This is a genomic window from Mesorhizobium sp. WSM4809 (assembly GCF_055811655.1).
This window is the reverse complement of sequence record NZ_JBVVQW010000045.1, coordinates 1-4,598: the sequence shown is the minus strand read 5'-3', so window position 1 is coordinate 4,598 and position 4,598 is coordinate 1. Positions and strand designations below refer to the sequence as shown.

Below are 4,598 nucleotides of genomic sequence, written 5' to 3'. Positions count from 1 at the left end.
CCGGGGGGGGTGGGGGGGGGGGGGGCGGGGGGCGGGGGGGGGGGGGGGGGGGGGGGGGCGGGGGGGGCGGCGGGGGGGCCCGCGCGGGGGGGGGGGGGGGGGGGGGGCGCCCGCGGGGGGGGGGGGGGGCCCCCGCGGCGCCGGACCCCCACCCGGACCTGCGGTCCGACCCCCCACAAGGGGGAGGTGGAAGCTCGGCGCCCCTCTTCGCGCCCCTGCGCGAAAACTGCACAGGCCTGCGGAAAACCTCCTCCGATCCGCCCCATCCTCTCCCCGCCCGCCTGACAAACAAGCGGCATGCAAAAGCGAGCAGAACCCCGATGGTCCCTGCCTTGCCGGCTGCGCCGCGAAGGCTGGTGGCTGGCCGATGCGCCGCGCGCGTGTCCCGTCGCAACCCTCATTCCCTTTGTCCGCAAGAGCCCGCCGGCAACCCGGCGGGACGCCATCAGGAAAGCCCGATCATGACAGCGTTGCTCTGCGCCGCGCCGAGCTATTGCAGCCGCTTCGGTGTCGCCATCCTCCTGGCAGCACTTGCGGATTTCCTGTTCTACGGCCAGCCCGCCGGCATCACGGTTTTCCTGTTTGCCCTGCTGATTGCCGCCGCGGTTGTCGCCGTGCATCCGGCGGCTTTCAGCGACGGTCGCGTCTGGCTCAAGCCCATCGCCTTGCTTGTCGCGCTGCTGCCGCTGGCTGAAAACGTCAGCACCCTGTCGGTTTCGATCGCGCTGGCGGCGCTGACCGTCTTTGCCCTTTCGCTGAGCGGGCGGCTGCGGCACAGCATCGCCCGTATTGCCGGGCAGATCGTGCTGTTCGGGCTGGCGGCGCCGTTCCGCTTCGCCAATGATTTCGTCCGCTGGCGCAGGACGGCGCGGCGGTTCGGCCGGCGGCGCATCCGGCTGGCGGCGATCGCTGTCTGGGTGATGCCGCTGACGCTGGGCGCGGTCTTCCTGGCGCTGTTCGGCGCCGCCAATCCGGTGATCGACTACTGGCTGTCGCTGATCGACCTCATGAGGCTGCTCGATCTTATCCAGCTGGCGCGGATTGCCTTCTGGCTGTTCGTGCTCGCCGCTGTCTGGGCTTTTCTGCGACCGCGCCTGCCGCGCCTGGTTCGCCGCATCCCGCGCGCGGCGCCGGCCGTCAGCGCTCAAGCCGACAAAACCGCCACCACCATCGAAGACATCCTGTTCGGCAAGGCCGCCATCCTGCGCGCCCTGATCGTCTTCAACATCCTGTTTGCGCTGCAGACGGCGCTCGACGCCACCTATCTGTGGGGCGGGGCCGCCCTTCCCGACGGGCTGAGCTACGCCTCCTACGCGCATCGTGGCGCCTATCCCCTGATCGTCACCGCGCTGCTTGCCGCCGGCTTCGTGCTGGCGGCGCTGCGGCCAGGCAGCGAGACATCGGCCGATCCGCTTATCCGCCGGCTGGTCTATGCCTGGGTGGCGCAGAATATCATGCTGGTCATTTCGTCGATCCTGCGGCTCGACCTCTATGTCGGCATCTATGCATTGACCTACTGGCGCGTCGCCGCCTTTGTCTGGATGGGGCTGGTCGCAGCAGGCCTTGCCCTGATCATTGCCCGCATCGCGCTTAGAAAATCCAACGAATGGCTGCTCTCCGCCAATCTTCTGACGTTATCCCTGACGCTTTATGCCGGCTGTTTCATCAATTTTGCAGCGACGATCGCCAACTACAATGTCGACCATTCCCTCGAAATGACCGGCCAGGGCATTCCCCTAGACGCCTGGTATCTTCACTCGCTCGGTCCGGGCGCGTTTCCCGCACTTGATCGCTTCCTCGAGCAGCAGGGCAAGACGGCGGCCGCCGGCACTGTCCGCGAACTGGCTGGCGTGCGCGGCAGCGACGAAATCTGGTATCGAACTATCCAGCAGAACTGGCGGGCCTGGAGCTTTCGCGACTGGCGGCTGCTTCGATATCTCGACTCCAAGGGGCCGTTCGTGATTCCCTCCGCTATCGAACCTTCCATGCCGGGCCGCTGATCCATGCCGCATCACATCCTCGTCGCCGACGATGACCCGCACATCCGCGAGGTGATCTGCTTTGCGCTGGAAAAGGCCGGCATGAAAACGACAGGCGTGGCCGACGGTGCCGCCGCCCTGCAGGCGATCGGCCGCCGGGCGCCGGATCTTGTCGTGCTCGACATCGGCATGCCGGAGATGGACGGGCTGGAGGTCTGCCGGCGGCTGCGGCACACATCCGATGTGCCGGTGCTGTTCCTGTCCGCGCGCGACGAGGAGATCGACCGCATCCTCGGGCTCGAAATGGGCGGCGACGACTATGTGACGAAACCATTCAGCCCGCGCGAACTGGTCGCCCGCGTCAACGTCATCCTGCGGCGCGCCCGCCCGGCGGCGTCCGAGCCGGTCGACAACAGGCAGTTTTCGCATGGCAAATTGGCTCTGGCGCCGGCCAGTCACGCTGCCAGCTTCGACGGCAAGGCGCTTGCCCTGACGGGGATCGAATTCTCGATCCTGAAGGGATTCCTGGCGCGGCCCGCGCATGTGCTCGACCGCGACGCGGTGATGGCCAGCGCCTATGCCGCAAACATCCATGTCGCCGGCCGCACCGTCGACAGCCACATCCGCAACATCCGCGCCAAGCTGGCAGCAGTGGGTTGCCCTGACGTTATCGAGACGGTGCATGGCGTCGGCTTCCGGCTCGGCCGATGCGGCTGACGACTTCGGGCAAATGGATCGGCCGCAAGTGGCGGCCACGGCTTGCCACGGTCGTCGTCGCCATCCTGATCATGGTGATGGCCCTGCCATTGGTCGGCTTGTTCTTCTTCCGCCTCTACGAGAACCAGCTGATCCGCCAGACCGAAGCGGAGCTGATCGCGCAAGGGGCGGCCATCGCCGCCATCTATGCGCAGGATGTGCGCGACGCCGGCATTGCGGCGGACAAGCTCGGCGCGCCGATGCCGGGGCCAGGCGGGGATTCAAGCCGAAGCGTCAATCCGGGCCCGCTGTACAAGCCGATCGAGCCGCAACTCGATCTCGCCTCCGACTATGTGCTGCCGACCCGGCCGGCGGCGATCGCTGCCACCGCCGATCCTGCCTTCGCGGCGATCGGTGCGCGCCTGTCCGGTATTCTCGACGCCACGCAGAAAACCACGCTGGCCGGCTTCCGGCTGCTCGATCCCCGGGGCGTCGTCATTGCCGGGCGCGGCGAGGTCGGCCAGTCGCTCAGTGCGGCCGAAGAGGTGCGCACAGCACTTGCCGGTCACTATGCCAGCGCGCTCAGGCTGCGCATTCCCGACCAGCCGACGCCACCGCTCTATTCGGTCAGCCGCGGCACCAAGGTGCGTGTCTTCGTCGCCCTGCCGGTCGCTGTCGGCGGCCAGGTCGCCGGCGTGGTCTATGTGTCGCGGACGCCGAACAACATCATCAAACATCTCTATGGCGAACGCGGCAAGGTGACGTTGGCGGCGATTGCCATAATCGGCGGCACGCTGCTCATCGGCCTCATCTTCCTGCGCACCGTCAGCCGACCGATCTATGCGCTGATCGACCGTACCGAGCGCATCGCCGCCGGCGACCGCACGGCGATCCGGCCGCTCGACCATCACGGCACGCGAGAGATGGCGGAGCTGTCCGCGGCCTTCCTCGATATGGCCGAGAAGCTTCAGGCGCGCTCGGACTCAATCCAGACTTTCGCTACCCATGTCTCGCACGAGCTCAAATCGCCGCTGACGGCCATCCAGGGCGCGGCGGAACTGCTGCGTGATTCCGGTGCGGCGATGGATGATGAAGAGCGGCGGCGCTTCTCCAACAATATTGTCACTGATGCGGGACGGCTCAACCTGCTGGTACGGCGGCTGCTCGATCTGGCGAAGGCCGAAAATCTTGCACCCAGCGGCGAAAGCACATCGATCGGTGCGGCGCTGGCGCTGCTGCCCGTCGACAACAGGCTGGCGGTTAGAATCGGGGCCGGCGGCGACATCAGATTGCGCATATCGGCCGAGAACGCGGCTATCGTGCTGGCCAATCTCATCGACAATTCGGCCAGGCACGGCGCGACGCAGGTGTGGGTCTCCGCTACGAGCGCCGACGGTAAGGCAAGCATCCTGGTCAGCGACGACGGCGCCGGCATTTCGCCCAGCAACCGGGCGCGCATTTTCGAGCCGTTCTTCACCACGCGGCGCGAGCAGGGCGGCACCGGCATGGGGCTTGGCATCGTGCTGGCCCTCCTGAAAGCGCATGATGGTATGATCGCGCTGGTTGACAGCGAACGCGGCACGCGCTTCGAGATCATTCTGCCGGTGGCGTGAAGGACACTATCGGCCGGATCGGAGAGAACATGCGCTACGACATCGTCATCATCGGCGGAGCCATCGTCGGCTCCTCGGTCGCCTACTATCTGCGCGAGCAAGGGTTTTCCGGCACGATCGCGCTGGTCGAGCGTGATCCGCAATTCGCGCATGCGGCAACGACGCTGTCCATGGCCTCGATCCGCCAGCAATTCTCGATCCCGGAAAACATCCGCCTGTCGCAGTTCACGCTAAAGCTGTTCCGGCGGCTGAAGGAAGAGTTCGGCGCCGACGCCGATATCGGCTTTCGCGAAGGCGGCTACCTCATCCT

Annotated in this window: 4 protein-coding genes; all 4 read left to right on the top strand. The window is 66.8% G+C overall.

Annotated features, from left to right (window positions below):
- Positions 1–461 precede the first annotated feature (461 nt).
- Positions 462–2,000, top strand: a complete 1,539-nt coding sequence (locus AC0L24_RS33695; protein ID WP_473565057.1) for a DUF4153 domain-containing protein — start codon at positions 462–464, stop codon at positions 1,998–2,000.
- Between the two features lie 3 nt (positions 2,001–2,003).
- Positions 2,004–2,696: a response regulator transcription factor gene (locus tag AC0L24_RS33690; RefSeq protein ID WP_127808659.1), complete on the top strand. Its 693-nt coding sequence runs from the start codon at positions 2,004–2,006 to the stop codon at positions 2,694–2,696.
- Complete coding sequence (locus AC0L24_RS33685; RefSeq protein ID WP_127808660.1) at positions 2,687–4,288, top strand: ATP-binding protein; 1,602 nt, start codon at positions 2,687–2,689, stop codon at positions 4,286–4,288. Before AC0L24_RS33690 ends, AC0L24_RS33685 begins: the two co-directional genes overlap by 10 nt.
- Before the next feature lie 29 nt (positions 4,289–4,317).
- A partial coding sequence (locus tag AC0L24_RS33680) for an FAD-dependent oxidoreductase (protein WP_473565056.1) occupies positions 4,318–4,598 on the top strand: 281 nt, incomplete at its 3' end.

Bases quoted from the DNA above. Each gene is read 5' to 3' on its own strand.
- AC0L24_RS33695 (WP_473565057.1), top strand. From the start codon at position 462: ATGACAGCGTTGCTCTGCGCCGCGCCGAGCTATTGCAGCCGCTTCGGT.
- AC0L24_RS33690 (WP_127808659.1), top strand. From the start codon at position 2,004: ATGCCGCATCACATCCTCGTCGCCGACGATGACCCGCACATCCGCGAG.
- AC0L24_RS33685 (WP_127808660.1), top strand. From the start codon at position 2,687: ATGCGGCTGACGACTTCGGGCAAATGGATCGGCCGCAAGTGGCGGCCA.